The organism is Flavobacterium sp. MEB061 (assembly GCF_000834715.1).
GTDB lineage: Bacteria > Bacteroidota > Bacteroidia > Flavobacteriales > Flavobacteriaceae > Flavobacterium > Flavobacterium pectinovorum.
In genome coordinates this window covers 104,640-130,821 of the sequence record NZ_JXQR01000027.1, presented here as the reverse complement: position 1 = coordinate 130,821, position 26,182 = coordinate 104,640, and the positions used below count along the sequence as shown (strand labels likewise).

At 39.8% G+C, this 26,182-nt stretch carries 19 protein-coding genes; 10 read left to right on the top strand and 9 right to left on the bottom strand.

The window, feature by feature from the left end:
• Positions 1 to 47: 47 nt before the first annotated feature.
• Both RT99_RS14095 and RT99_RS14090 read right to left on the bottom strand, forming a co-directional pair.
• Positions 48 to 917, bottom strand: coding sequence for an AraC family transcriptional regulator (locus RT99_RS14095; protein WP_042565378.1), 870 nt, complete (start codon positions 915 to 917; stop codon positions 48 to 50).
• Between the two features lie 337 nt (positions 918 to 1,254).
• Positions 1,255 to 1,860: a hypothetical protein gene (locus tag RT99_RS14090; RefSeq protein ID WP_042565377.1), complete on the bottom strand. Its 606-nt coding sequence runs from the start codon at positions 1,858 to 1,860 to the stop codon at positions 1,255 to 1,257.
• Between the two features lie 333 nt (positions 1,861 to 2,193).
• On the opposite strand from RT99_RS14090, the gene RT99_RS14085 reads away from it, so the two are divergent.
• Positions 2,194 to 3,867 (top strand): AraC family transcriptional regulator, encoded by a 1,674-nt coding sequence (locus RT99_RS14085; RefSeq protein WP_042565376.1) that lies wholly within the window; start codon positions 2,194 to 2,196, stop codon positions 3,865 to 3,867.
• A gap of 76 nt (positions 3,868 to 3,943) precedes the next feature.
• Positions 3,944 to 4,120, top strand: a complete 177-nt coding sequence (locus RT99_RS14080; protein ID WP_042565375.1) for a histone H1 — start codon at positions 3,944 to 3,946, stop codon at positions 4,118 to 4,120.
• 213 nt (positions 4,121 to 4,333) lie between these two features.
• Here the strand turns inward: RT99_RS14080 and RT99_RS24750 are convergent, their stop codons facing one another.
• From RT99_RS24750 to RT99_RS14065, 3 genes are all read right to left on the bottom strand, one after another.
• Positions 4,334 to 4,909: a hypothetical protein gene (locus RT99_RS24750; protein ID WP_052483691.1), complete on the bottom strand. Its 576-nt coding sequence runs from the start codon at positions 4,907 to 4,909 to the stop codon at positions 4,334 to 4,336.
• Positions 4,910 to 5,002: 93 nt separating this feature from the next.
• Complete coding sequence (locus RT99_RS14070) at positions 5,003 to 6,217, bottom strand: DUF4062 domain-containing protein (protein ID WP_042565374.1); 1,215 nt, start codon at positions 6,215 to 6,217, stop codon at positions 5,003 to 5,005.
• A gap of 326 nt (positions 6,218 to 6,543) precedes the next feature.
• Entirely contained in the window at positions 6,544 to 6,795 is a 252-nt protein-coding gene (locus tag RT99_RS14065) for a helix-turn-helix domain-containing protein (protein ID WP_042565373.1), read from the bottom strand.
• Between the two features lie 521 nt (positions 6,796 to 7,316).
• Between RT99_RS14065 and RT99_RS14060 the strand changes: the two genes are divergently transcribed.
• From RT99_RS14060 to RT99_RS14050, 3 genes are read left to right on the top strand one after another with little or no spacing between them, the layout of a single operon-like run.
• Positions 7,317 to 10,337 (top strand): SusC/RagA family TonB-linked outer membrane protein, encoded by a 3,021-nt coding sequence (locus RT99_RS14060; protein ID WP_042565372.1) that lies wholly within the window; start codon positions 7,317 to 7,319, stop codon positions 10,335 to 10,337.
• 16 nt (positions 10,338 to 10,353) lie between these two features.
• Positions 10,354 to 11,757, top strand: a complete 1,404-nt coding sequence (locus tag RT99_RS14055) for a RagB/SusD family nutrient uptake outer membrane protein (protein ID WP_052483690.1) — start codon at positions 10,354 to 10,356, stop codon at positions 11,755 to 11,757.
• A complete protein-coding gene (locus tag RT99_RS14050) occupies positions 11,744 to 14,371 on the top strand; it encodes a prolyl oligopeptidase family serine peptidase (RefSeq protein WP_042565370.1) in 2,628 nt (875 codons plus the stop codon). Before RT99_RS14055 ends, RT99_RS14050 begins: the two co-directional genes overlap by 14 nt.
• A gap of 41 nt (positions 14,372 to 14,412) precedes the next feature.
• Here the strand turns inward: RT99_RS14050 and RT99_RS14045 are convergent, their stop codons facing one another.
• From RT99_RS14045 to RT99_RS14035, 3 genes are all read right to left on the bottom strand, one after another.
• On the bottom strand, positions 14,413 to 14,682 hold the full coding sequence (locus RT99_RS14045; protein ID WP_042565369.1) for a hypothetical protein: 270 nt from the start codon (positions 14,680 to 14,682) through the stop codon (positions 14,413 to 14,415).
• Between the two features lie 90 nt (positions 14,683 to 14,772).
• Positions 14,773 to 16,287, bottom strand: coding sequence for a MauE/DoxX family redox-associated membrane protein (locus RT99_RS14040; protein WP_042565368.1), 1,515 nt, complete (start codon positions 16,285 to 16,287; stop codon positions 14,773 to 14,775).
• A gap of 212 nt (positions 16,288 to 16,499) precedes the next feature.
• Positions 16,500 to 16,790: a hypothetical protein gene (locus tag RT99_RS14035; protein WP_042565367.1), complete on the bottom strand. Its 291-nt coding sequence runs from the start codon at positions 16,788 to 16,790 to the stop codon at positions 16,500 to 16,502.
• 400 nt (positions 16,791 to 17,190) lie between these two features.
• Here RT99_RS14035 and RT99_RS14030 point away from each other — a divergent pair, with 400 nt between their 5' ends.
• The 5 genes from RT99_RS14030 to RT99_RS14010 all read left to right on the top strand — a co-directional run bounded on the left by RT99_RS14030 (position 17,191) and on the right by RT99_RS14010 (position 25,538).
• Positions 17,191 to 17,583, top strand: a complete 393-nt coding sequence (locus RT99_RS14030) for a hypothetical protein (protein ID WP_042565366.1) — start codon at positions 17,191 to 17,193, stop codon at positions 17,581 to 17,583.
• Entirely contained in the window at positions 17,568 to 18,818 is a 1,251-nt protein-coding gene (locus tag RT99_RS14025) for a relaxase/mobilization nuclease domain-containing protein (RefSeq protein WP_042565365.1), read from the top strand. Before RT99_RS14030 ends, RT99_RS14025 begins: the two co-directional genes overlap by 16 nt.
• Positions 18,819 to 18,836: 18 nt before the next feature.
• Positions 18,837 to 20,825, top strand: a complete 1,989-nt coding sequence (gene mobC / locus RT99_RS14020; protein ID WP_042565364.1) for a conjugal transfer protein MobC — start codon at positions 18,837 to 18,839, stop codon at positions 20,823 to 20,825.
• Between the two features lie 479 nt (positions 20,826 to 21,304).
• Entirely contained in the window at positions 21,305 to 22,126 is an 822-nt protein-coding gene (locus RT99_RS14015) for a hypothetical protein (protein ID WP_042565363.1), read from the top strand.
• A gap of 1 nt (position 22,127) precedes the next feature.
• A complete protein-coding gene (locus RT99_RS14010; protein ID WP_042565362.1) occupies positions 22,128 to 25,538 on the top strand; it encodes a DEAD/DEAH box helicase in 3,411 nt (1,136 codons plus the stop codon).
• A gap of 100 nt (positions 25,539 to 25,638) precedes the next feature.
• Here RT99_RS14010 and RT99_RS14005 read toward each other — a convergent pair whose 3' ends face one another.
• Positions 25,639 to 26,181: a hypothetical protein gene (locus RT99_RS14005; protein WP_042565361.1), complete on the bottom strand. Its 543-nt coding sequence runs from the start codon at positions 26,179 to 26,181 to the stop codon at positions 25,639 to 25,641.
• Position 26,182 lies beyond the last annotated feature (1 nt).

Below are 26,182 nucleotides of genomic sequence, written 5' to 3'. Positions count from 1 at the left end.
CGTTTTAATTAAACAATCTCTGGCAGAATGAGGAGCGATTAGGCAGCTTATTTTTTACTTGAACGAAATTCGGTTGGCAGCATACCTGTATGTCTTTTGAAAAACACGCCAAAGTTTTCAGCGCTGCTGAATTCTAATTCATCGGCAATATTAGCCACGGAATAGCTTGAATCCGTGAGAAGATTTTTTGAAACATTGACAAGAGCTTCAATTATAAAGGCTTTCGCTGTTTTACCTGTGCTTTCTTTTACCATCTTATTCAAATGTCCTGGCGTGATAAATAAAGCACCTGCATAAAACTGGACATGATGCTGTTTTCTCAAATGAATTGAAAGTATAGTCAGGAATTGTAATACAATGCTTTCTCTTCTTGAAAAGTCAAGATTTAAGTCAGGTTTATATTTCGAATGTATAAACTTGAGTTCATATATAAATAAATTAAAGCATATCCGGCGCAGCTTAGTAATTACTTCCGGTTTGTCATTGCTGTTCTGCAATACATACATTAATTTGTAAATAATCGACAAAACTTTAAAATCCGTTTCCTGAAGACTAATCTTTCGATCTGATTTTAACATTAGAAAACTAAAAGCATCTAAAAGCTCTTTCTCATAACAATTATTAAATGCAAAATCAAAATTTGTCCTTACAAGATAAAGCTGGATATTATCCGTCGCTTCAAGGCTGGTGCAAATGGAATTAAATGGTATTACCAGTAAATCTTTCCGATTTACTATATTAGTTTCGTCATGAAATCTGATATTCATTTTACCACTTTTGATCAAAAGCACTGAAAAATTTGAAACGGAAAATGGGACCGGTACAGTTTTTTTTGCCCTATAGTCTGTAATGTATACTACATCAATACCATCATTTTCAATGCTTTTAATCTCAGTATTTAAGATTTCTCTAATCATTTTTGTTCTTTTAGTTTAGATCTCCTTTTAGATTTCATCCTTGAAAAAATATTCCATCCATGTAAAAAACTGGAAATATAAATTAGACAAACAGCAGACGTATAAAATATACGCTGTTAATCTCGGACTCTCAATTATATTGTCCTGGTAAAGTACGTACTGTACCAGCTGATCAGCAGCAAAAAGCTTCATTATAAAATAAAGGCTGCAAAGATTAAAAAGGAACAATAAAATATAAAACAAAGCTCTCTTTTTCATAAATCCGATAGATTAGAAAATTATTAATCAACTATATTAAAGTAGGAAGTGATTCAACTTCAATTACGTCGTTACATCATTAATGCCTGGTACTCTTACTGGTGGTGGATGTCTCCCAATCTCTGTCCTTTCTGTCCTTTTCACTAAATAAAACTGCTTCCGAAATTGAGGAAATAGATAAAATGGATTCCTTTTCATCTGTTAGAAGTGTTGAATCCTGTCGTTTTGAAATTTCGTACTGAATTATAAAATCATCCACAATGTGGTACTGCTCTCCACGAAGATTTCCAAGATTAATTATATACCCCTTCACATCAAGTTTCAGTGATGATCCCAGTGTACTTTCATCAACAATTATAAATAATGTTGAGACAGGATCCTCCGTAGAAGAAATTGTATCTAATGCAGAACTGTTTTTCTCAAAAGTCTTTAGTTCATTTCGCCCAGGTTGGGCTTTTAATACTGAAATGATCTTTTCTTTTAATAGGGCAGGAACTAGAAGTACGTAATCTCCCGCCTGAACTTCCTTAAAGTTTTCCTCTAAAGCAGACCCATTTTTAAAATCTGCAGTTTTCTCTTCGCTGATTGCTTGGCTGGAAACCAATCTTAAATCAGAATTGTCAAAATCGTCATTTAAACATGAACCTAATAAAATAATTAAACCAGTTAATAATAAATTTTTCATAATACAAAATGGTTTGGTTAATTGAGAACTTGTCTCAGTCCATTTTACCCGGGCCAGCAGAACTTTTGCTCAGTACTTTACTGAATCTTTTGCTGTTGAATTCAAGGCAAATCTAAATTGCAAAAAATCATAAATCAAGTGCATGTATGTGGATTTTCGGAAAATCCACTGTCGATTTCCATGAAATCAACAATGTATTTTTCTTACATTAAATATTGAAATTCAAATAATTACATTATTTTTGAAAGTTGCTCTATAGCGACTTCTACATTTTTTTTTTATTAATCTGATTTATGCTTTCATCAGAGCATAAACTCAAAATTTCTATGTATTATGAAATGTAATTTACCTGTACTGCTGCTGCTATTTCTAATTAAATCTTTAACTGCCCAGAATACTCCCGACACAATTCTTGATTCCCTTATTTTTAAAAGTTATGGATATCTGGATGATAAAATTTATCAATACAAAAATGACAGCCTGAAAGCATCTCCATATTTATATGCCTATTTAAGAAAAGCGCGCAGGGAAAAAAATTATGAAGAGTTAGTTAATGCATATCAAAATATGCTGCATCAGTCACCTATGACTCTCCGTTTAAAATACGCTGACAGCATGGTACAGACAGCTGTAAAGTCAAGAAGTCCTGAACTGATCGGATCTGCTCAGCTATCCAAAGGAATAGTCTATTACAGTCAGAAAAACTATGTAAAAGCATATGATTGTTATATAAATGCAAATGAAAACATTTCCAAAACCGAAAATGATTACCTGATCTACAAAACCAAATATCATATCGCGCAGATTAAATATTATCTGGGTTTTTATGATGAGGCCATTTCACTCTTTAATGATTGCCTTGCATATTTTAAAAAAAATCAGGCGCGCCCTTATTTGAATTCACTGCATTCACTAAGTGCCTGCTATAATAAAGCTGGTGATTACAGCAGATGTTCACAGACTAATGCGTTAGGTCTTGCAGAATGTGTGCGGCTGAAGATTCCGGAAATGGAATTGTTTTTCAAACACTCCGAAGGAATCAACCAGTTCTTCCTGAATAACTATCATACTTCCATACAAATGCTTCAGGAGATAATACCCGAGTTGAACAGCATCACAGAATTTGCCAACTTATCCATTGCAAATTTTTATATAGGAAAAAGCTATTGGAAACTTCAGCTTCCTGCAAAAGCAGTTCCCTACTTTAAAAAGGTTGAAAAGGCTTTTATTGAGAAAGGATACATCCGTCTGGATTTAAAGGAAGTTTTTGAATTAATGATTAAATATTACAAAAAGGAAAATAATCTGAAATCCCAGTTGTATTATATAGACCAACTTTTAAAAGCGGACTCTATATTAACAGATGCCAATACGTATCTGGTGGGAAAAATCCACAAGCAGTATGATACTAAGGAAATTCTGCTGGAAAAAGAAAAAATACAGCAGCAGCTTGTAAAAGAGAAATATTATGATGTTATTTTGATCAGCGTGGTTGTCGTTCTGTTCTCCGCTGTCATTTACGGGACCTATAACCACTTTGAAACCCAAAAGCGCAATAAGATCAAATTTGATCTGCTTCTGGAAAAAAATGAAAAGAGCACCTTCCAGAAACAGGCAACCGACAAATTCGAAATAACAGATATTTCGCAGGAGACTGTACAGCAGATAATAAGACACCTTGAAAAATTTGAAAGGGATAAAAAATTCCTGCACAAAGAGGCAACACTAGCTACTTTAACTGTACGGTTTAATACAAACAGCAAATACCTTTCAAAAGTGATATACCATCGTAGCGGCAAGCGTTTTGCCGATTATATCAATGACCTAAAAATCGATTATCTTGTTGAACTGCTCCAAAACTCAAGCATGCATAGAAATTACTCTATAGGATCGCTGGCGGAGGAAGCCGGTTTTACTTCCACTCCCCGATTCACCAATGCATTTCACTCTAAAACAGGAATTTCTGTAAGTTATTTCCTCAAAGAGCTGAAGAAAGAGAATTCGTGAAAATATTTTGTTAGCAATACCGTTTTCATTTATAGCAAAATTTTACTTTTGCCCACTTAATTTAAAAAAATGTATAATGAAAGACCTAGTTGCAAAAATCAACGCTGAAATCGAAACATTTAAAACAGAATCTGAAGCAGTAGCTGAAAAAGGAGTTAAAGCTGCAGGAGCTCGAGCTAGAAAATCATCTTTGGAAATTGAGAAACTTTTAAAAGAGTTTAGAAAAGTTTCTATTGAGGAGTCAAAGAAATAAGTATCGCAGAAAGCGACTTGCTTGCTATAAAAGGTTGGACAATGGGGCTTTTGGCCCCATTGTTTTTTATTAAACGTGCTGTGTGCAGCCTCTCCCGCTTTACGCTGCAATCTTTTATGTCAAAGGCTGGCAGAAAAGGATTTCCACTGCAATCGGGGCTGGAAAGTAAACTATGTGCTTTCGAGCAAAATGTCTTCTTTTTAGAGTCAGTAGCTAGTTAAATTTTATTTTGACACCTAACCTTTGTTCCATCTTGTCCGCTTTTTTATTTACTTTTTCTATTATGTAGTTTGAACAATGTTCAAAAAGAGCAGAGAATTTTTCAAATTGGCCATTGGGTGATTTAAATGTTATGGTCTGCTTTAGAGTTAATTCATTCCCCTTTTTTTTCTGAAAAACTATCGCAAGTTCGAAATCACTATTACCATTATGCGCTATATATTCGTTTCGCATATCCATTAAAGCAAGATGGGTTTCTTTCATATCTGGTTCATTTTTGAAAACATCTTTTGGATCCAATGATACTTTTCCGCTTCCAGAGCTGGAAAAGCATTTTACATAAGAGAGAACAGAATTTTTGAACATCCCATGCGAAAGAACAAATTCTTCCCACTTTTCGAAAGGATGTTTTTCGTTGAATGTTTTTGCTAGTTGCAGCGAATGCTTAGCTTCCAAAATCTGCAGCCCCAAATTTGTCCAGGAATTCAAATACTTGGTTTCATCTTCACTTATGGCAAAATTATTATCGGTAAAGCTTTTTAGATTTTCTGTTAGTTCTTCTTTCTCCATAGTCTATCTATTTAAGTTACTAAGTCATTAAGAATTTTTAGTCAATTCCATTTAAGCAAGTCTGTTGCAGTGGTATATTGACGCTAATCCAAGTTATGAGTCTAAATAATTTTCTATATCAGCTAACGTGACAAGATCTTTTTCTTTAACAATCATTTCTTCTGGCAATCTCTCATTTTTTCTTATTAACGGTGTTTCATATTTTTTTCCTTTCAGTGCTTTATTTAAATTTTTTGATAAATTAAAACAATTATGCATTTCATCGTAGAATTCAAGTGCAAGGAATATTTCTAAAGGTGATACTTTTAAATGTGAAAGATCTTCTTTTTTTCTAAGTTTAAGCATTTTACTACTGTCTTTAAAAATTGAAAGATGCAACTTATTCAACCTTTCGTAATTGTTTAATAGTTTCACAACCATTTGGTTAATATGGCCACTAGTAAAGTCATTTACTTTTTTATCATATTCTAAAAAGAAACCTGATCTATAAAATGACTCAATTCGACTTCCTATTAAAGGCTTAATTTGCCAGCATGAAGCATAAAAGGCTGCATAGTTTATGTATTGCCCTTGGGTTAAAGTAATTTGTAGTTTATCAGGATTAAATTTAAAGTCTTTCCATAGGTCAGTGCTCATAAAACCTATTGGAAAAAGTCCTTCTTCATGTTTAGAGCTAATTCTTTGTAAATTTAATTTTAGATCATTTAGAACTACAAATCTATTTTGTTTAAAATTTAAATCGAATCTGCCGCCAAGTTCTCTTCTAAAAACTTCAGTTACGTCTTTGAATGTATTGAAATTATGAATCCAATTGTTTTTCGGACGCTCTCCAACTCTCATCTCTTCAACTCTTCGAACTTCATCGATAAATTTAAATCTGATTTTTTCTTCTTTTTTCAGAATATCTTCAACTATACTTTCATCAATTTTAGGATCTTTTTTTAATTCTTTTATTTTTTCTCTAATTACATTAAAATTTGTCCATGTATCTTGACGAATGAATGCAATTATTTTCAAATTATTTTTTAACATTCTTGAGTAAGCATGCTGATATTCTTTTTGAGTTATTGTAATATCATCATCATACATTCCTCCAATTCTGTCCCCGATCAAGAGTATAAAATAATCTGAATTATCAATTGCATTTAAACAAGCATCGTAGGAGTTTACATCAAGTGGTTTGTCAAAATCGTTAAATTCAGAGGCATTCACTATATAATCATTTTCTTCAAGCCACCACTTTATTGATGACCTTAAATCTTTGAAATCAAAAATTGTAGATGATATAAAAAAAACTGGCTTTTTCATTTAATTTTCTGTTTTAGCTAATTTGTGTAACAAAATCCTCTCTAGCAGACTTAAAACACTAATTATAAGGCTTAGATAAATCTAATTTTACTTTGATTGTTATATTACTTTTTATTTATTAAAAATACAAAACCGCCTATGTTTAGTTTACGGCTTTCTATAATCTATAGCGATTTAAGCAATAAGGACTGCAAAATAATTATTTTATTTATGGAAATGCTACCGTATAAATACCGGTTTTAGATTTTTTATTACGCATAAAAAAAGATGCCGAAACATCTTTCTATTAATTTTTTTTTAATTATAAATGATGAACGGTTTTAATTTTAGTAATCTAAAAGTTCCTTTAATGAAACGTTTAATACCTGAGCTAAAGCAACTAATGTTTCAAATTGAAAATTAACTTCACCTCGCTCAATTTGTCCAAGAGTCTTTTTGGTTATATAGTCACTATTATCCGCAAGCTCTTGCTGCGAGATGGACCGATTTTGGTATTCGACACTTTTAATTTTTCGTCTTAATTTCAAGACATGTTTCCCAAATTTTATTCTTTCCTCGTTAAAGTCAATTTCATTCATTTGTTAAAATTCATAGGAAAAAACAAAATAATTGGTACCCTATAAGGTATCATAATATTTTTTTTACTATATTTGTTTTAATTCTTCTAAATAGAAGTGTAATTTTGCGATTCTTCATATAAAATATTTGAAGCATTTCGCTTTGAATCCTGTTTCAAAAAACTTGGCAGTTTAAACCCACAGGATGATAAGTAAATTGCTCACGCTTACGGGCGTGGGCTCACTTATCTGTGGGTGGGTATGCCAAGTACCTTTGAAACAATAAGCTGAGTTCCATGCCCTTTTTTATGTCATAAACTTTTCTTTAATTCATAGTGTTAATAATTCTTTTTTTTTTAAGTTTCGTTTTAAATCAAAAGTAGAACTGTTTAATCCTTACTGCCCGTGTCCTAAAAAAACTTCATTTATTTCATTAAGCCGTTTACTTAATGAATAAAAAATGGCCCTCAGCTGCAGCGACTAAACTTGAGCAGAGGACCTTAGCTAATCAAATCCATATTTAACTAACCAATCCCAATATTATGAATTATTTTTCATTTTACAGGGATGGGAAAGCACTTTATTGCCTATTTTTTCTTGGCACTATGCTGTCTTTTTCATCTCTTTACGCAAACATTTCCCTTCGGCAGAATTTCAATCCGCAGCTTCAGATTAAAGGAGTCGTCACCGACGGCTCAGATCCCCTTCCCGGTGTTACAATCTCCGTAAAAAATAAGCCTTCCATCGCTGTGTCCGATTACAGCGGACAGTACACAATAACCGCAGCTACTGATGATGTGCTGATTGTATCATTTATCGGATTTAAAACTGCCGTGATAGCTGTTGCAGGCCGAACTGTGGTCGATATCAGACTGGAATACGACACCACCGCCCTGCAGGAAGTGAAAGTGAATGCAGGGTACTATTCGGTCAAGGAAAGCGAGCGCACGGGCAACATTGCCAGGATCACTTCAAAAGATATTGAAAAACAGCCCGTAACAAATATTCTGGCCGCCATGCAGGGCCGTATGGCTGGAGTTAGTGTCATACAGAACTCAGGAATGCCCGGTGGCGGCTTTCAGATCAAGATCCGCGGACAGAACAGCCTCAGGGCAGACGCAAATGCTCCTATGTATATTATTGACGGAGTGCCCTTTTCCTCCCAGTCCATCGGAAGCACTTACACATCTACCAATATGCCGGCTCAGAACAGTCCGATGAGCAGTATCAATCCCGATGATATAGAAAGCATCGAGGTATTGAAAGATGCCGATGCAACAGCCATATACGGTTCACGCGGGGCAAACGGAGTGGTGCTGGTCACAACAAAAAAAGGCAGGCAGCAAAAGACTACCATTTCCCTGAATTATACCAGCGGCATCGGACAGGCCTCCGGGCATATGGACCTTCTGAAAACAGAGGACTATCTGGCCATGAGAAGACAGGCCTACGCAAATGACGGTTTATCCGCCTACCCTGCCGCAGCCTATGACATAAACGGCGCATGGAAACAGGACCGGTACACCGACTGGCAGAAAGAAATTATTGGAGGCACTGCACAGTACAATATGCTGCAGGGTTCGATTTCGGGAGGATCGGCGCAAACACAGTACCTTATTTCCGGAAGCTGGAACCAGGAAACCACCGTTTTCCCTACAGAATTTAAATCCAGCAGGGTCAATACGAGAATGAGCCTGAATCATACCTCAGAGGACCAGAAGTTTAAAATATCCTTTACTGCCGGCTATACCTATCAAAAAAGCCTGATGCCGTCAACTGACATTACAAGGGATGCGCTTGCACTTGCCCCTAATGCTCCTGCATTATTTAATGCGGACGGAACACTTAACTGGGAGAACGGCACATTCAGCAATCCCGCGGCAAAACTGCTGCGCACCATAAGCAGCAGTACTTATGACATGATAGCAAATACTGTTGTTTCCTATAATATCGGCTCAGGCTTGCAGGCAAAACTCAATCTGGGATATACCGATCTGAGACAGGACCAGCTTACAGCCCAGCCCCATACGGCTTTTAATCCGTCCCTTGGACGCGGCAGCGAATTCTCATCGGTTTATTGCAATGTCGTTTCCCGCAGATCATGGATAATTGAACCCCAGCTGGCATGGAACAGAACATATGGCAGAGCGCAGCTGGAAATACTGGCAGGAACTACATTCCAAAAGCAGAGCGGAGCGCAGTTGGTAAGCACAGGCGAGGGCTTTGCCAGCAACAGCTTAATGGACAATCCTGCGTCAGCTTCCATATACAGGATTATTGAAAGCAGTCAGACCGTCTATAAATACAGCGCCGGATTTGGACGCGTAAATTTTAAATGGGACGGAAAATATATCCTCAACATCACGGGAAGGCGCGACGGCTCAAGCAGATTTGGACCCGGAAAACAGTATGCCTCATTCGGAGCTGTCGGGGCAGCCTGGCTGTTTGCTGAAGAACCTTTCATCAAAAAAACAGGACTGCTAAGCTTTGGAAAATTAAGGGCGAGTTACGGATCTGCCGGCAATGACCAGATCGGAGACTACCAGTACCTGGACACCTACACGGTATCCGCAAACAGCTATCAGGGAATTAAAGGGCTTTCCCCTTCAAGGCTTTTCAACCCTGAATTTGGATGGGAAACAAACAGAAAGCTTGAAGCCGCTGTTGAACTGGGCTTTCTCGATGACCGTATAGCCGTATCTCTGAGTACCTACCGAAATCGTTCTTCCAGCCAGCTGATCGGGATTCCGCTGCCCGCTACCACAGGTTTCAGCCAACTTATAGCTAATCTTGATGTGGAAGTACAGAACAGCGGTCTGGAATTTACCCTGCAAAGCCGAAACATCAGCAACCCGGCTTTTACATGGACAACCAGCTTTAACCTGACCAAAGCAGAAAACAAACTGCTCTCCTTTCCTGGACTTGAAGGTTCTTCCTATGCCAATCAGTTTGTAATCGGAAGGTCCGTAAATATACTGAAAGTATACCAGTTCAAGGGTATTGACCCTCAGACAGGTAATTACAGTTTTACTGACTTTAACGGAGACGGAAACTTTTCGGCTGCAGATGACAAAAAAGTCATTAAAGACCTCAACCCCGATTTTTACGGCGGCATCCAGAATACCTTATCCTACAAAAGTGTGACGCTGGACTTTCTTTTCCAGTTTGTCCGCCAGGAAAATTTCAGCGAGACTTACCGCTTTACCATGCCCGGCACCTTTTCCAACCAGCCTGCGGCAGTGGCAGACCATTGGCAGGTTTCAGGTGATAATGCTGCTTATCAGGCATACAGCAATTCAAATAGCCTGCGAAGCGCGGCATACTCCAGATACATCCAGAGTGACGCTGCGGTCAGTGATGCTTCCTTCATACGGCTGAAAAACATATCTATTGCCTATGATCTTCCCAAAGAATGGACAAAGAATTTTAACTGCCGCATTTCTGTCGAAGGACAGAACGTGCTGACATTTACCCGTTACAAAGGAATGGATCCCGAGTTTAGTTCAGCAGGATTCCTGCCACCTCTTAAAATATTCAGCACCTCCGTGCAGCTGTCATTCTAATTTTAAAAAATACGTCATGAAAAATAATTTAATAAAATATTGTATCAAGGCGCCCTGCCTTAGAATTACTATGGCTGCACTTGCTTTGTTTGCTGCCTCGTGTAACTTTACCGACGTTGAACTGCCTGCCTCACAGCTGAGCGCAGATAATGTTTTTGAAGACAAAAATACCGCCACGGCGGCCTTGGTGGAAATATACACCAGTCTGAGAACAAATGGAATTCTGAACGGCTCTGCTTCGGGCACTTCGGCCCAGCTGGGTCTTTATACAGATGAACTTGATTTTTACGGTACGCCCAACACAGGAAATGCCGTCTTTTTTAACAATGCACTGGTGGCTTCCACTTCGGATGTCCTGCTGCTGTGGAGAACCGGATACAATCAGATCTATGCGGCGAATGCGGTAATTCAGGGAGTGGAAAAATCGGTCTCCCTAGTCCAGAAGGACAGGGAAACCATTATCGGAGAGGCGCTATTTATAAGAGGTCTTGTGCATCTCTACCTTACCGGTCTTTACGGCGATATCCCATATATTGAAACGACCGACTATATTCAGAACAGGAAAGCAGAACGCATGCCTGTAGAAACTGTATATAGAAAAATTAAGCAGGACCTTCTTCAGGCATCATCACTTCTCTCGACCGCATACACCGACCCTGAGCGCACCCGCCCTAACAAATGGGCTGTCAATGCACTGCTGGCACGTGTGCTGCTGTACACGCGCCAGTGGGATGAGGCTTCCAATGCCGCGTCGTCGGTTCTAAACGAAAAAAGCCTTTACCGTCTGCCAGACAGCCCGTCACAGCTGTTTTTAAAAAGCAGTCCGTCAACATTATGGCAGCTGATGCCTGCCGCAGCAGGTGCTCCGACCGCTGAAGGAAATCTTTTTATTTTTAAAAGCGGCCCTCCGCCTTCAATGGCATTAAGCAACACTCTGGTAAACAGCTTCACAGCTGCTGATCTTAGAAAGACTAACTGGATCAGGCAGGTTACCAATGGAACTTCAAGCTGGTATCATGCTTACAAATACAGGCAGGATAGCAATGCAGCGGCTTCTTCCGAATATTCCATAGTCCTCAGGCTTTCCGAACTGTACCTCATCCGTTCCGAAGCAAGACTGATGAGCGGTGACCTTATAGGAGCAAAGGAAGATATCAACGCCATAAGAAATTATGCAGGACTGGCCAATACCGAGGCAGTGACCGAGGCAGAACTGATCGAGGAAATTCTTAAACAGAGAAAACTGGAACTGTTCTGCGAATTCGGGCACAGGTTCTTTGATCTCAAAAGGACAGGCAGGCTGGATACTGTCCTGAAAGGAGTAAAACCGAACTGGACTCCCAATGGAAAACTACTTCCGTTACCTGAATCTGAATTATTATTGAATCATAACCTTAAACCGCAGAATGAAGGCTATTAAATTTAAAACGTCAGCATATAATTATCCGACACGGAAAACTTTGAGAATCATTTTATTTTTTATTTACCTGGTCCCTGCACTTCTTATGAGTCAGTTTCAGCCAAAGGCTCTAGACTCCTCAAAATACAATATGTGGAATGAAATCAGTATACGTAAGGTTTCTCCCGATGGGAACTGGTTCAGCTGCCTGCTGATGTATAAAAGCAAAAAGGATACCCTGTTTGTAAAATCGCTCTCCGGCTCAAAGACCTTCAGCTTTCCCCGCAGTAGGCAGGGAGAATTTATGGACAGTAATTTTATCTGCCAGAAAAATGACTCGCTTGTAATACAGAACCTCAAAAATGGCACCTGCAGGACGCTGCCAGGAATCAAAAAGTTCAAGATGACTGCTGATGGTAGATACCTGGTGCTGCTAAGAAAAACAGGCACGGGCACTTACAGTCTGCTGGCAGAAAACAGTAAAGGCATTACAGTATACAGCGGAGATAATATCAGCGATTTTGACATCTCAGATAAGGGAGGCCGGATCGTCCTTAGTTCTATTGCTAATAATAGGTTTATAATCAGCTTAATGGATCTTGATAAGACCGGCTCTCCTAAAAAAATTCTTGAAACCCAGACAGCAGGCATGCCGAAGTTTTCGTGGAAAAACGATGTGATCGCTATTATTCTCAAAGAAAATCAAGGCGCCGTCCTATATAGCTATGATGTAAAAAGACAGCTGCTGAAAGAGTGTCCTTTCGGCAGTTCAAAAGCTAGCCTCTCTGGAATGAAAATTTCCTATGAAGCCTACAGAAATATGCTGGTGAGCCAAGACGGAAGTAAAATATTTTTCCGTATTTCCGAGCCCTCCCAGCCAGAAAATGGGCAGGGCAGTATCGCTGAAATCTGGAATGCTGCCGACAGAAGATTATACGAGAAAAGAAAAAGATACGGAAGTGACAATACCTCCCTAAAGACTGCAGTATGGAACATTAAAAGTGGTGTTGTGCATCAGATTACCACAAGAAAAAATCCTGAATTATTTTTAAATGGCACACAGACCCATGCTTTTGTTTATAACCCTGCGGCATATGAACCCCAGATGGAAATTTTCGGCCCGATTGACCTTTATGCAGTGGATCTTCAAAGTGGAGAACATTGGGAAGCTGCAGTCAAAATACCTTTCTCCTATTATCCGGACACTTCGCCCGACGGCAGATACTTTGCCTATTTTAAAGACGGGCAGTTCTGGGTGTACAGCATTGCAAAAAGGAAAGCTTCCCCGCTTTTAAATCACTGCGCAGAACAATTTTTAAAAGAAAAAAAAGAAATGCCCGGAGATCCTTCGCTTTGGGGTATTGCCGGATGGAGCGCAGACAGCCGTCTGCTTTTAATTTATGATGAATTTGATTTATGGCAGATCGAAATAAACTCTCTTAAAATCAAAAGACTTACTTTCGGCCGCGAAAACAGACAGGTGTTTCGTCTCACTAAGCCTCTGCAAGAAACCGGACCTGCCTATCACGAACTTCAAAACAAGCCTCCAGTGATGCTCGATAAAGAAGTGCTTTTAACTGTGAGGAACGACAGCGGAGGCCTTTCAGGATTTTACTCACTGGCGGCTAAAAAAAAGCCCAGCAAAATTGTATGGACGGACATGAGAATTACCTTTCCTGTAAGCACTGGCAAGGGAGAATATCTCTATCTGGCGCAGCGCTTTGACATTCCGCCCGCAATTATGAGAATAGACCGAAAAGGTATTTACAAAACAGAGGTAAAAACCAATCCCCAGCACGAGAAGTATCAGTGGGGAAAAGCAGAACTGATACAATATCTTTATAATGGACAGCCGCTTTCAGGCGTCTTGTATACACCCCCGGGATTTCAAAAAGGTCATAAATATCCTATGATAGTATATATCTATGAAAAACAGTCCAGCACGCTCAACATGTATCACAACCCTACTCTTCACAACAGTGACGGGTTTAACATACCCCATCTGCTTTCAAAGGGATATTTCATCCTGCTTCCTGACATATACTTTAAGTCGGCTGCATTAAATAAATCTGTTCCTGGCAGTGTGCTCGCCGCTGTTGATAAGGTCTTGGAGCAGGGCAGTGTTGATGGTTCAAAGCTGGGTCTGATAGGACATTCTTTCGGCGGCTATGAGACCAATCTCATCATAACCCAGACCGGCCGTTTTGCCGCAGCAATTTCAGGAGCAGGATGGAGCGACCTTGTAAGTGCTTACCTCTATATGGGCACCACTCTCGCTCTTGCAGATTATTACCGCGCTGAGTCGGACCAGCTGCGGATCGGAAAATCACTTTTTGAAAGCAGAGACGTTTATCTCGACCACTCCCCGGTGCTACACGCAGAAAATGTTTCAACACCGCTTCTTTCGTGGACCGGTAAAAATGATACGCATGTCAATGCCCTTCAGAGCCATGAATTTTATTTTGCACTGAGGCGTTTAAACAAAGAGCACATTATGCTGGTGTATCCCAATGAAGCTCACAATCTGAATGGCACGCTGAGCCAGGAAGATCTGACTCAAAAAGTGCAGCAGTGGTTCGACCGTTATCTTAAAAACGGCCCGGTTAAGGACTGGATGGTGCCTAAAATGGATTAAAAAAAAGATGCCGCTTTATGCGGCATCTTCCTTTTTATAAATTAATTTGGAGTATCCCTTTGTAAAGGAACAAGACATGTTCCGTTTGAATACTCATACAGCTGCGAATTATCAGAAGACGCTGTACAGGCAAATCCTGCATTATTATTACATTCCTGTACTCGCTCGCAGACGTTTTCGTTTTCAATCTGCTTGTATCCCATGATTGGGGCTGTAGTGCTTCTGCCGATAGAACTTGTACTGGCGGCGCTCGTTAGTCCGATCACTGCCGCAGCCATCGGAAACAAATAATTAAAAAATTTGGTTTTCATAATGTAAGTATTTAGTTAATGATCTACTCTCTCACAGGTTTTCGATCTTCTCCTGCTATTTGGCCAATAGATTTATGCTGTCATGCAGCTTTATTTTTCATACTGTTGCATTTTTTTTTCATTGAGGGTGCCTCGGAAAAGATGGCTGCCTATCAACGCGTACAGATGATCACCAGATATAATAAAACTTCTGGCTTTTTTCCCTTCAATATCATAGATGCAGAAACTGTAGCGGTAGCTTGAATCCCGAAGATCGTACACATCAATTATGCTGGCTGATCTCCATAACGCATCCTTTTCATATTTCCCTGGCACTGCCGAGTTTATAAACAGCCTGTAACCGGACACAGCACTTGATTTATTTACAAATAATGGCGGTTTTGCCAGTTTTCTTAGTCGGTTTTTTTCAACTGCGACCACCTCGAGCTGCGCCCTTGAAATCGTGTCGATTGTATTGCCTCTTTTTATCAGACCGAGCTTTCTGTCAGCAATTGTATACTGATTGCGGTAAGCATACACATACAGAACCTCCCCCAGCACATTATCATAAAGCAGGTGGCCGTCCAGATCAAAAACGCCGTCAAACTGCTTGACAAGCAATGCAGGATTTAAAGCGGTTTCACCGGTTCGGATGTCTGCCATGCCCAGTATGCCCTCTCCTGTAACCGAACTGTGTGAACGGATTGCCAGCGTCACGGAATCTATCGGCACGGCTGCGGCAAAATACTCTTTTATTTTTTTTGCATACTCTATTTTCCAGTCCGAAATCCTGCCTCTGTAAATAATTGGGACTGTCCCGTCAGTCACAAAAAAATAAGGCGGTCTGACAGTTATTTTAAGCCCTCTGAATCTGTAGCTGCCAGTCTCAATTTCAATCCTTTTCTTTTCAACGATCTTCATGCTTTTGTCCACAACTGTAATAAGCGTAGGAGCTGTTGTATTGCCCAGATAGATTTTATCCTCTTCTGCTCCCGCAATGTAATAGGAGCTTACACCGAGATCCAGTTTAATGCCTTTTTTCATAGGGGTATGAGGAAACCTTCTGATCTGGTTATTATGATGGTGAATTATTTTTTCTGAAGATATAAAAAGTACTGTGACAATGGCTGATGCCAGAATTGTGATCAGAAAAAGGAATGCCGTATATTTTAAAATGCAATACCTTAAGGAACCTGTGCAGTTTCGGTAAAATTCCAGATACAAGGCAAGCAGAGCCAGAAAGAGAAAAACAAAATTAAAAACCAGATGCTGTGTCCAGTTCATCTTCTCCAGTATCCCTCCGCAGGAACACGGCACAAAAGAACTGTAGTTGAGAATTACAAAGATGTAAGCCGTAAACATCACCATAAGAAAATAGGATGCTGTAAGCCCTGCCCGCCTTGTTGAAGGGATTATTAAAAACACACTGATCAGCAGCTCCAGGACCGGTATAAACCATGAGAGATAAAGAGTAAATGCGCTTACTAAAGGCGATTGCCCGAGCTGTATCTGGAAGTTTTCAAAATCAAGCAGTTTACTGGATGCCGCATAAACAAACAGTAGTATATACAACAGACAGATGATTTCAATCATAATATTCTTCTTTATGGAGCCGCCTGAATTCATATCTCAAAAATTTTGTATTAAACTTTGTTTTTTAGAACTGATTGTTTTATTATCCACTACAAATTTAAATGAGATAATTCTTATACATACTTTAAAAATCAATCCAAAAACTTTGAAAATCAGGCAGTTTTACGTTTTAGCTAATATTAAAAAAAAATGCCTGCACTTTGTAAGAATTATGCAGGCATTAAATCATTGCGATTGTTTTGAAATCAGCCTTTTATCGAAGCGCTGATTCCGGCAAGTTTTTCATGCAGCTCTATAAGCCCCGCTTTCTGCAGGCACTCTTGTGAAAGACTCTCCAGTTCTGTCCTTCCCTGCTCGCTTATGCTCTCCAATAGGACCGAAGATCCTTCTCTTATCTTCAGCCCATCCTGTATCAGGTGGCTTAAAAGCAGTACATTTTTTCTTGAAATTTTCAGATCCATTTTCACCGGCTCATTCATGCCAGGGATACTCAGGACCGTATCAAAAACTCTGGCCGCATCATTTGCTGTAATCATAATTCTTCATTTTAAAATTAACACTAGACTCATTGTAAAATTATGAAGGATCAACCCTATTTACCCTACTCAAAATTTGGGGAGGATTGCAGGACTTGGAAGCCTTTTCTAATTTAGCTCTCAGTCAGTTCTTCAGTATTCCCTCATTATCATTTTTTGGAATTTCAAGAAAGGTTTTGAATTGGTCTTGCTTTAGATTTTAATAGGCATGACAAGTACCAGTAAACTGATTGGAAAAGCTGAAAAATGTTTTTTCGAAGCTTTCGGACTGCGGTTTTCTGCAGTCAGCAAGATGTCTGGTTGTATCACAACCAAAAATCTTGCTGCCCCTCTGCTCGGAACTCGCTGGCAGTGAAACTTTAAGATTGAATGAAATTGAAACAATGAAAAAGAAAAGATCATGGAAGAGAAAAACAGCGGCAGAAACAGATGGCTGCACATCCGGCTGACCAAAGACGAATTCGAGCAGATAGACAGAAATTTTAAAGCTTCAGTCTGCCGCAAACGAAGTGATTTTGTGCGCAGAAATCTGCTGAGAAAACCCATTGTAATGAGATATAGAAACGAGTCGCTGGATAAGCTGCTTCAGGAGCTTATCCAGCTCAGAACACAGCTGAATTTCATGGGAAATAATTTCAATCAGAGCGTTAAAAAACTCCACACCCTTTTTGAAATTGCCGATTTCAGAATTTGGATTCTGGCTTTTGATTCCGACAGGAACAAATATTTTTCGTTGGTTGAAGAAATAAAAAAACACATTGAAAATCTCGCCCAAAAATGGTTGCAGTCATAAACACAGGACACTTGATTAGAGGCATCCTCATCTATAATGAGAATAAAGTTTCCCAGGGAAGTGCCGTGTGCATCGGCGAGGGAAATTATCCCATCGATATTGAAAAAATGTCAGAATCTTTTAAGCTCAGCGTATTTCTAAATCAGCTCCAGCTCAATGAAAATGTCAAGCGCAGCGCAGTGCACATCTCGCTGAATTTCGACCGTTCGGACAAGGATTTATCAAAAGAGAAACTCATGCAGATTGCCTCTTCTTATATGGATAAAATTGGATTCGGCGCACAGCCTTATCTGGTCTACCAGCACCACGATGCGGGACATCCACACCTGCATATCGCGGCCATAAATGTGAGAGCAGACGGATCCAGGATTAACATGCACAATATTGGAAGAAACCAGTCCGAAACGGCTCGCAAAGAATTGGAGATTTCTTTTAATCTGGTTCGGGCGGACTCGAGAAAAAAACAGAGTCCGGCGCTTATTAATGCAATTGATGCGGAAAAAATAAAATATGGGGCAATAGATTCCAAGAGAGCCATCGGAAGTGTACTCAATGCAGTTATTCCGCACTACAAATACACAACCCTCGGTGAGTTGAACGCAGTATTGAACCTCTATAACGTGAAGGCGGAAAGGGGAAAGGAAAATTCAAAAATGTTTCAGAATAAAGGGCTGATCTACCAGATTCTGGATGAGAACAAAAAGACGGTCGGAGTTCCTATAAAAGCCAGCAGTTTTTATTCCAAGCCTACCCTTTCCCGGCTTGAAATTAATTTTGCCGCCTCCAAAACTTCTCGCATGATAAACATGAAAAGAACCCGAAACGCGGTGGATCTGCTCCTTTTGAAATACCCAAACATTACGCTCTCGCAGCTTGAAACGCGGCTGGCGAACCAGGGCATTACGGCAGTTGTCAGAAAAAATGAACAGGGGTTTATATACGGCATGACCTACATAGATCATAACACCAAATGCGTTTTCAACGGAAGCAGTCTCGGACCTGAATATGCAGCCAAAGGGCTCCTGCAGCGTCTGGGCCATTCCTCTCATTCTGAGAAGCAGTATACAGTTCCTGATGGTACCGCTCAGAAGCACGGCTCTTTTATTTCCGCAGGGGAAGTTCAGCGGATAATAGATGATGTGCTTTACGCCGGAACGCCGTCAGATTACGTTCCCAAACAGCTTAAAAACAAGCGAAAAAAAAGAAAGAGAAAAGGACAGTCAGATAATAATTAACACATAAAAATCATCAGCATGCAGACGGGAGAAAATGAACAGGCGCTTAGAAAAATTTTAGATATGACTAGACTGATGGGCATCGCAGTACTGCTGATCCATTTTTATTATTACTGCTTCGATTCCTTCAGGCAGTGGAATCTTGCACCGGATTTTGCCTGCAGGATACTGGAGAATATTCATCGTACGGGGCTTCTGGACAGCTTCCATAAATCAAAGCTTTTTGCACTTGGCCTCTTGGTTATTTCCCTCATGGGGGCCAGGGGAAGAAAAGATGAAAAACTCCATTTTAGAACTGCTTTTTATTATATCTCAATGGGTCTCCTGCTTTACTTTGGATCCTATCTGGCTTTTGTAATATTTGCAGATGCTAAGGTCTGCTCCGTACTATATATCTCACTGTGTTCTTTGGGCTATCTGATGACGCTTTCCGGGGGCACCCTGCTCTCCCGCATTATCCGAAGAAAGCTGGGTTCAGCAGATATATTCAATAAGGAAAATGAAACTTTCCCTCAGGAAGAAAGGCTTATTGAAAACGAATATTCCGTTAACCTTCCCGCACGTTATCACCTCAAAGACAAAGTGCGAAGAAGCTGGATTAACATTATAAATCCCTTCCGAGGTATTCTGGTTCCAGGCACGCCGGGTTCAGGAAAATCATACTTTGTAATCCGCCATATAATCACCCAGCATATTGCCAAGGGCTTTTCTATGTTCATCTATGATTTCAAGTTCGACGACCTCACCGTTATCGCTTATAATGCCTGGCTGAAATTCCGTCATCTTTATGCCGTGGAGCCAAAATTTTACATCATAAATTTTGATGACCTCTCCAGAACCCACCGTTGTAATCCTCTTGATCCTGCGGCAATGACAGACATTACCGATGCCGCTGAATCTGCCCGCACAATCCTTATGGGACTCAACCGGGAATGGATTAAAAAACAGGGCGATTTCTTTGTGGAATCCCCTATAAATTTCATGACAGCCGTCATCTGGTACCTTCGAAAATACAACGATGGCGAGTTCTGTACCCTGCCCCATGTCATTGAAATGATCCAGACCGACTATGAAAGCCTTTTCACGATTCTGAGAACAGAAAAAGAGATCGAAGTGCTTATCAATCCCTTTGTCAGTGCGTTCCTTCAAGAGGCAGTCGACCAGCTGGAGGGCCAGATCGCTTCGGCTAAAATCTCACTGGCGAAACTTTCCTCCCCGCAGCTTTATTATGTGCTGTCGGGCAGTGATTTTACCCTTGATATTAATAATCCATCTGATCCAAAAATTGTTTCAATGGGGAACAATCCGCAGAAAATACAGACATACGGGGCAGTCCTTTCCCTTTTTGTCAGCCGTCTTATCAAACAGGTAAACCAGAAGGGAAAGCTTAAAAGCAGTCTTGTTTTTGACGAGTTCCCCACTATCTATCTCAATAATATTGACAGTCTGATTGCAACGGCAAGAAGCAACAAAGTAAGCACCTGTCTTGGAATTCAGGACTTCAGCCAGCTACGTAAAGACTACGGCCGCGAGCAGGCTGATGTGATTATTAATATAGTCGGAAATATTGTCTGCGGACAGGTCAGCGGAGATACGGCCAAACAGCTCTCAGAGCGTTTCGGAAAGATAATGCAGGACCGCGAAAGCCTCTCCATCAACAGCAGCGACACCTCCATCAGCCGTTCGCGACAGCTGGAATCCGCAGTGCCGCCCTCGAAGATTTCTTCGCTGAGTTCGGGAGAATTCGTGGGCATGACAGCCGATAACCCGGACTGCAGAATTGAGCTTAAAACCTTTCACTGCGAGATCATCAACGATCACGAAAAAATTAAAAAAGAAACAGATAATTACCAAGAAATTCCGATCATACGGACAATTGATAATGTTATCATCCAGAAAAATTATCTGCAGATTAAAATTGAGATTCAGGAAATAATACACAGCGAAATGGAACGGATAATCAAAAACCCAGCACTTTCATCGCTGGTTCTCAAAAAAGAAAAATAGCTTTTAAAATAGATTTGTTTTTCAGCAGAAGAAAAAAGAAAAGTGGCTGTTAGCTGCAGGGGCATTTTATAATTTCTGGGGTATTTTCATCCTGCTCTCCATGTTAATATTTTTTAGCCTCTGCCAAAAAAATTCAGGCACATCAGTCACGCGGGTGAAGAGCGTCATGCGGGATTTCAGTTTTCTTTCATCTGGTCTCCACAGGATTCCCAATGCTTTCCATTGAAATGTTTTTTTGAAATTCTTGAAATTATAAAATATTTGAATACCTATTCCAAAGTTAGTGACAGAAATTATGGGACGATTTTCTTATGCTTTACGGAAACCCGTAGAATACTTTTGAAAACATTTTCTACTTTGCGCTTTAGAATAATTTAAGCTGAGAAAACAGGCAGTTTTTGCGGATGTAAACACGTATTTTTACTGTAGTTTTCTATATGCTTCTTTGCTTAAATTAGTCCCCTAATCCAATTCTAATTATGATTGAGCATTACTTTGACTACAACCAGGACAGAAAAGACTTCTGTTTTGAATTTTTCTATGTTACCCAAAATAAAAAAGTGGATGCGGCATTTCTTGAAGATCTGAAAGAGAAGGTTCTCTTATCATATCGCTCGATCGAGGCGCTGAAGTTTCATCTGAGCGAATCAACAGAGGACGAAATTAAAAAATATGTTACAGACTATGTAATACCTCAAAATGCCGGCATCATTGACCGTATTGTAAGGCAGGGGGACTGGGGAGAAATCGTAGCAGGACTGATCGTGGCAAATATTCAAAAACTTAGCATACCGATCCACAAACTGCGATGGAAAATAAATAAAAACAAATCCGTATTTGGCACAGACTTGATCGCCTTTAATCTGGGGGATCCGATAACAGATATACATTATTATGAAATAAAGACCCGGGTAGCCTCGCATCAAAAAGAAGGCACAAACCCAAATCGCAACTATATCTCAATTATTGCCCACAATAGCCTTGCAAAAGAAAACAATGTACCCAATGAAATGCTGGCTGACTTTCTTATGAGGTATTATGTCGCGCAGAACGACTATGCGTCTGCCGCAAAATTTAAAGACATCGTTAAGAATCCTTCAGCTTATAACAGAAATTTTGAATTGTTTTTTATTGTGGAAGAGAACAATTACACTGACACAATTTTTGATGAGCTTCATAACCTTCCACCTCAGCTTGCCCCTTTGCGCGTTACCGTAATTATCGTTAATGACCTGCAAAAAATTATTGATGAAACATGGCAAGATATTGAACAGCGCTTGGTGGACATGATAAAAACATAAAATGACTAGACAGGAATATACCCAGTTTATTGACAGCGAAGTTAGGAATGTCTTGAAAGACACTACTCTTGCCAGCTACAAGAACCAGATTTTCGCCTGGCGCCTTAATGCATCCTTTACAAAATCGTTCCAAATTGATTATTTGTGGAACCGTGCAGTATTTCTTTCAAGCAGCTGCGCATATTTGCTGGAGCAGGATGGCGACACAAGAATAATTACGACAGGATTGAAATCCAGCGCGGAAATCTTTGAATATCTAAGCGAGCTCAAAGAATTAGCTGAGCTGTATGATAAGGATTCTGTCCTTCTTCTCTCTGCATTGTGCTATGATCTGTCCGGATATCAGGCAAATGCTTATTGTATTGCGCAACAGATTAGTGAATTCATATTTCATGACGAAAGATCCGAAACAAGCACTGAATCTGAGAGCTACATCGTTAGGCAGATTACCTGTATTCTTTTAAAAAAAATACCCGAGGCAAAGGCAAATATCCAGGCTACGGATGATCTCGGCATTACGCTTTTTAATGATGCATTGTCAAAATGGTGTGATGCTATTTTCAAGCTTTCTGAAGAGGCAGGATATGAAGAAGCTTTCGAGAGAGTCTACCGATATTATCTAAAAAGGCACAATATTTTTATCTCGCATCTTCTTTCTCTTTTAAAGACACGCATTGCTGTTTTTGAGAACAAATCAATCTGGAACACGCTCAAAAAAAACGGGCATATTGCTGAGAGCAAAGTTTGGAGAAAATATGTAAAACTTTTAGCGCATGACTATTATGACAGTAATTCTATAAAAAATATCGGGAACCGCAAATCAGTATTTGAACTCTGGACTTCCCAGCATAGGGCTATCGAGCAGGGGCTTCTTGAAGGAAATGAAAACTTTGTCGTTCAAATGCCCACTAGCGCCGGCAAAACTTTCATTGCTGAACTTTCCATATTAAAAAACCTTACCGAGTTTCCTGATAAGAAATGCATTTATGTCGCACCCTTCAGGGCGCTTACAAGCGAAAAAGAGATTGAGCTTGCCAGATACTTCTCCAAGCTCGGCTACTCAGTCTCAGCCCTTTCCGGGAGCTATGAAGTGGACAGCTTCCAGGATGTAATCATCTCCCAGACAGATGTCCTGATAGCTACTCCCGAAAAAATCGATATGCTGGTTCGAATCAATCCCGAGCTCTTTAAAGGCATTTCCCTGATGGTTGTGGATGAAGGCCACATTATCGGTGAAGTGAGCACAAGGGCAGCCTTACTGGAGTTTTTGATCATAAGATTGAAAATTAAATTTCCAGAAATAGCATACTTGTTCATTTCGGCAGTTATGCCTCCAAAAAATGCAGACCAATACGCGCAGTGGCTAAGCGGCGAGCAGGAGAATGTGCTGCGGTCCCTTCAGTTTCCTGACAGTCCCGTAACTGAAGAATGGGAACCTACACGCAAATTGATTGGAAGCTTCACCTGGACGAAAGGGGGCAGCCAGATCGGATTTAAAAATTTTGAAGAAACTGAAACTCTCGCTGCAATCGGGAACTCATTTGTACCTAATTACCTCATCCAAAAAGAAATTGGAGGAAAGTATCCTGCTGTACAAACAAAACCTGCAACTACTGCAGCTCTTGCCTACAGAATGTCTCTCGAAGGCAATACACTGGTTTTCTGCGGACAGCCTAGACGTACCCTTACCATTGCAAACCAATTATTGCTGATATTACAGGGCATTGATATCGATCTGCCGGAATGGTTTGAGGCCGATGAGGACAAAGAATCTTTTTATTACGCAAAAATGTGGTATGGAGAAGAGGATCCCATAACGCAGTCTATCAGACATGGTATTGGAATTCACTTCGGAGATATGCCTGAACAGGTAAGGAATTCTGTAGAGCATGATTACCGTACAGGCAGATTAAGACTGCTGCTGTCGAGCAATACGGTCGGACAGGGTCTTAATTTTCCAATTAAGAACTTAATTTTTTACAATCTGGCGATTGGACATGGCGACCAGGGACAGATATTGATTTCAAAGAGGGACTTTTGGAATATTGTCGGAAGAGCTGGACGCGCTGGCAAAGAAACAGAAGGAAAAATAATTTTTGTAATAAATACTCCTACTGATCTGAATAATTATGCAGATTTTACCAATAGGGATAATCTGGAGGAAGCAGACAGCCTCTTCTCTAAAGTAATTAATACATATAACCGCAGGAGGATTACCCGCATAGTTCGTGACCGGCACTTATCAATTTTATCGGAAACATTTCTGATGGAAATGTTTACAGAGGAAATCATTGGGACTGATTATGAAGAAATCATAAACGATATTATAGAAAATAGCCTTTTCAAATTCCAGCTCGATGAAGATGATCTTGAACTGATAAAAAGGTCTTTCCGCAGTACTTTTAAGAAATTTGAGGAAAATCTCGACGTCTCTGATGCTGAAATATATAAGCAGTCCGGTTTTACTTTTGACAGCAATATTATAATAGATGAATTTATCATCAAACATCTGGATGTGCTGAACGGCTATTTGGAAGACGACAATCATTTTGATTTCTGCAGGCTTGTTTTTGAGTTTTTGCTTGATGCAGGATTAGAGGAACTGGATGATCACAAGCTGACAAATATCGGTCTTACTACCGAGATGCATTATCCAATCATAGAAATGTGGATTTCGGGCGAGCCTCTCGAAGAAATTATTGACAAGTGGAAAGAGAATCAAAGCGTAGACAGTTTCCATCTGTTTCTTTCAAAGGGTCTTTATTATCTATATCCGTGGGCATTTACTGCCTTTACCAACATTATGATTTACAGGCTCGGAATTGAAAGGGATGACGTGCCGTACAATATCGCAAACCTATCATCCTACCTGAAATATGGATTGCCTGATTCTGCAGGCTGCTTGGCCAGATCGCTTGGAATTAAGAACAGGGATGCGGTCGTTGTGCTTACCAAACTGGCATCTGGACGAACAGGTCCTGATTTTATAAAATGGCTTTCAAATTTGAGTATTGGCAGAATCAATAGTTTGGAGCTTTCTGTGTTTGATACGGAAAATATTATCAGTATAAGCAGAAAACTTACACCTCACCGTTTCAACGCTCTTCCCGATGTATTTTCTTTTACAGTAGAAGCAACCTCGGAATTTGTTGGTTATCGCATAAACTCCCGCAGGGTTCGTGAAGGCGCCGTTCTTGAATATAGGAGGGTACGAGGCAAGAATAATCCATATGCCATTTATTTATTATACAAAGGGTATCGCATTGGGCGAGTGCCTGCAGAGTACAGCAAGGTTATTTCAGCTGAAATCGACATTAATGATGCCGATTATCTGGTGACAGTCAAAGAGGTTATTGAACATGGAAAGTACAACAGTATCATCGTAGAGATGGCTTTGATGGATTTACTGTAAAAACAAAATACACATTGCTAAATAAAATGGATTGATTTTATTTTTCTTGTTTTTGCTGTTTATGTGTTAGAAAGTAATATCTTTTTTATAAATCGAATTTTTATAATCCGGAATCGCTTGTGCCGAGAATTTGAGTGGCGGCTGATTTTCTCCATCTGAGAACTGAGTCTTTAATAGCAATTAGGTCCCAGTTCTCATCAAGAAGATCCAATCCCCTAAAAACGGCAGACTCTGTAATATCACACTGTTTATCGGTATTTAGATTAAACTGGGAAAGCACTCTTTTGGTATGTTTGTGGAACTCCTCATTATCATCTTCTTTATGTTTTATATAATTGGCCAGACATATTATGAGTTCAATCTTTGTGTAGCCGGAAGTAGACAAGATATCTCCGTGCCTGTAATGCTGCAGCTGAAGCTGCTTTCCTCCTTGTTCTGTGAGGTCCTTTATCGAGGCATTTATATAATTTTGAAAAGCGATAAATGCAAGTCCAAAAATATGTTCGGAGTCTTCCAGAAAAAAAAGTGCGTCATACCATTGGTTCTTTTCGCCAAAGCGCTGGAACTCCTTGATAGAACTGCTCAGGCCGTTGATGACCATATTCAGGCTGCTTGCCCTGTAATCAACCTCTAGGTAATGCATT

Bases quoted from the DNA above. Each gene is read 5' to 3' on its own strand.
- RT99_RS14095 (WP_042565378.1), bottom strand. From the start codon at position 917: ATGATTAGAGAAATCTTAAATACTGAGATTAAAAGCATTGAAAATGAT.
- RT99_RS14090 (WP_042565377.1), bottom strand. From the start codon at position 1,860: ATGAAAAATTTATTATTAACTGGTTTAATTATTTTATTAGGTTCATGT.
- RT99_RS14085 (WP_042565376.1), top strand. From the start codon at position 2,194: ATGAAATGTAATTTACCTGTACTGCTGCTGCTATTTCTAATTAAATCT.
- RT99_RS14080 (WP_042565375.1), top strand. From the start codon at position 3,944: ATGAAAGACCTAGTTGCAAAAATCAACGCTGAAATCGAAACATTTAAA.
- RT99_RS24750 (WP_052483691.1), bottom strand. From the start codon at position 4,909: ATGGAGAAAGAAGAACTAACAGAAAATCTAAAAAGCTTTACCGATAAT.
- RT99_RS14070 (WP_042565374.1), bottom strand. From the start codon at position 6,217: ATGAAAAAGCCAGTTTTTTTTATATCATCTACAATTTTTGATTTCAAA.
- RT99_RS14065 (WP_042565373.1), bottom strand. From the start codon at position 6,795: ATGAATGAAATTGACTTTAACGAGGAAAGAATAAAATTTGGGAAACAT.
- RT99_RS14060 (WP_042565372.1), top strand. From the start codon at position 7,317: ATGAATTATTTTTCATTTTACAGGGATGGGAAAGCACTTTATTGCCTA.
- RT99_RS14055 (WP_052483690.1), top strand. From the start codon at position 10,354: ATGAAAAATAATTTAATAAAATATTGTATCAAGGCGCCCTGCCTTAGA.
- RT99_RS14050 (WP_042565370.1), top strand. From the start codon at position 11,744: ATGAAGGCTATTAAATTTAAAACGTCAGCATATAATTATCCGACACGG.
- RT99_RS14045 (WP_042565369.1), bottom strand. From the start codon at position 14,682: ATGAAAACCAAATTTTTTAATTATTTGTTTCCGATGGCTGCGGCAGTG.
- RT99_RS14040 (WP_042565368.1), bottom strand. From the start codon at position 16,287: ATGAATTCAGGCGGCTCCATAAAGAAGAATATTATGATTGAAATCATC.
- RT99_RS14035 (WP_042565367.1), bottom strand. From the start codon at position 16,790: ATGATTACAGCAAATGATGCGGCCAGAGTTTTTGATACGGTCCTGAGT.
- RT99_RS14030 (WP_042565366.1), top strand. From the start codon at position 17,191: ATGGAAGAGAAAAACAGCGGCAGAAACAGATGGCTGCACATCCGGCTG.
- RT99_RS14025 (WP_042565365.1), top strand. From the start codon at position 17,568: ATGGTTGCAGTCATAAACACAGGACACTTGATTAGAGGCATCCTCATC.
- mobC (WP_042565364.1), top strand. From the start codon at position 18,837: ATGCAGACGGGAGAAAATGAACAGGCGCTTAGAAAAATTTTAGATATG.
- RT99_RS14015 (WP_042565363.1), top strand. From the start codon at position 21,305: ATGATTGAGCATTACTTTGACTACAACCAGGACAGAAAAGACTTCTGT.
- RT99_RS14010 (WP_042565362.1), top strand. From the start codon at position 22,128: ATGACTAGACAGGAATATACCCAGTTTATTGACAGCGAAGTTAGGAAT.
- RT99_RS14005 (WP_042565361.1), bottom strand. From the start codon at position 26,181: ATGCATTACCTAGAGGTTGATTACAGGGCAAGCAGCCTGAATATGGTC.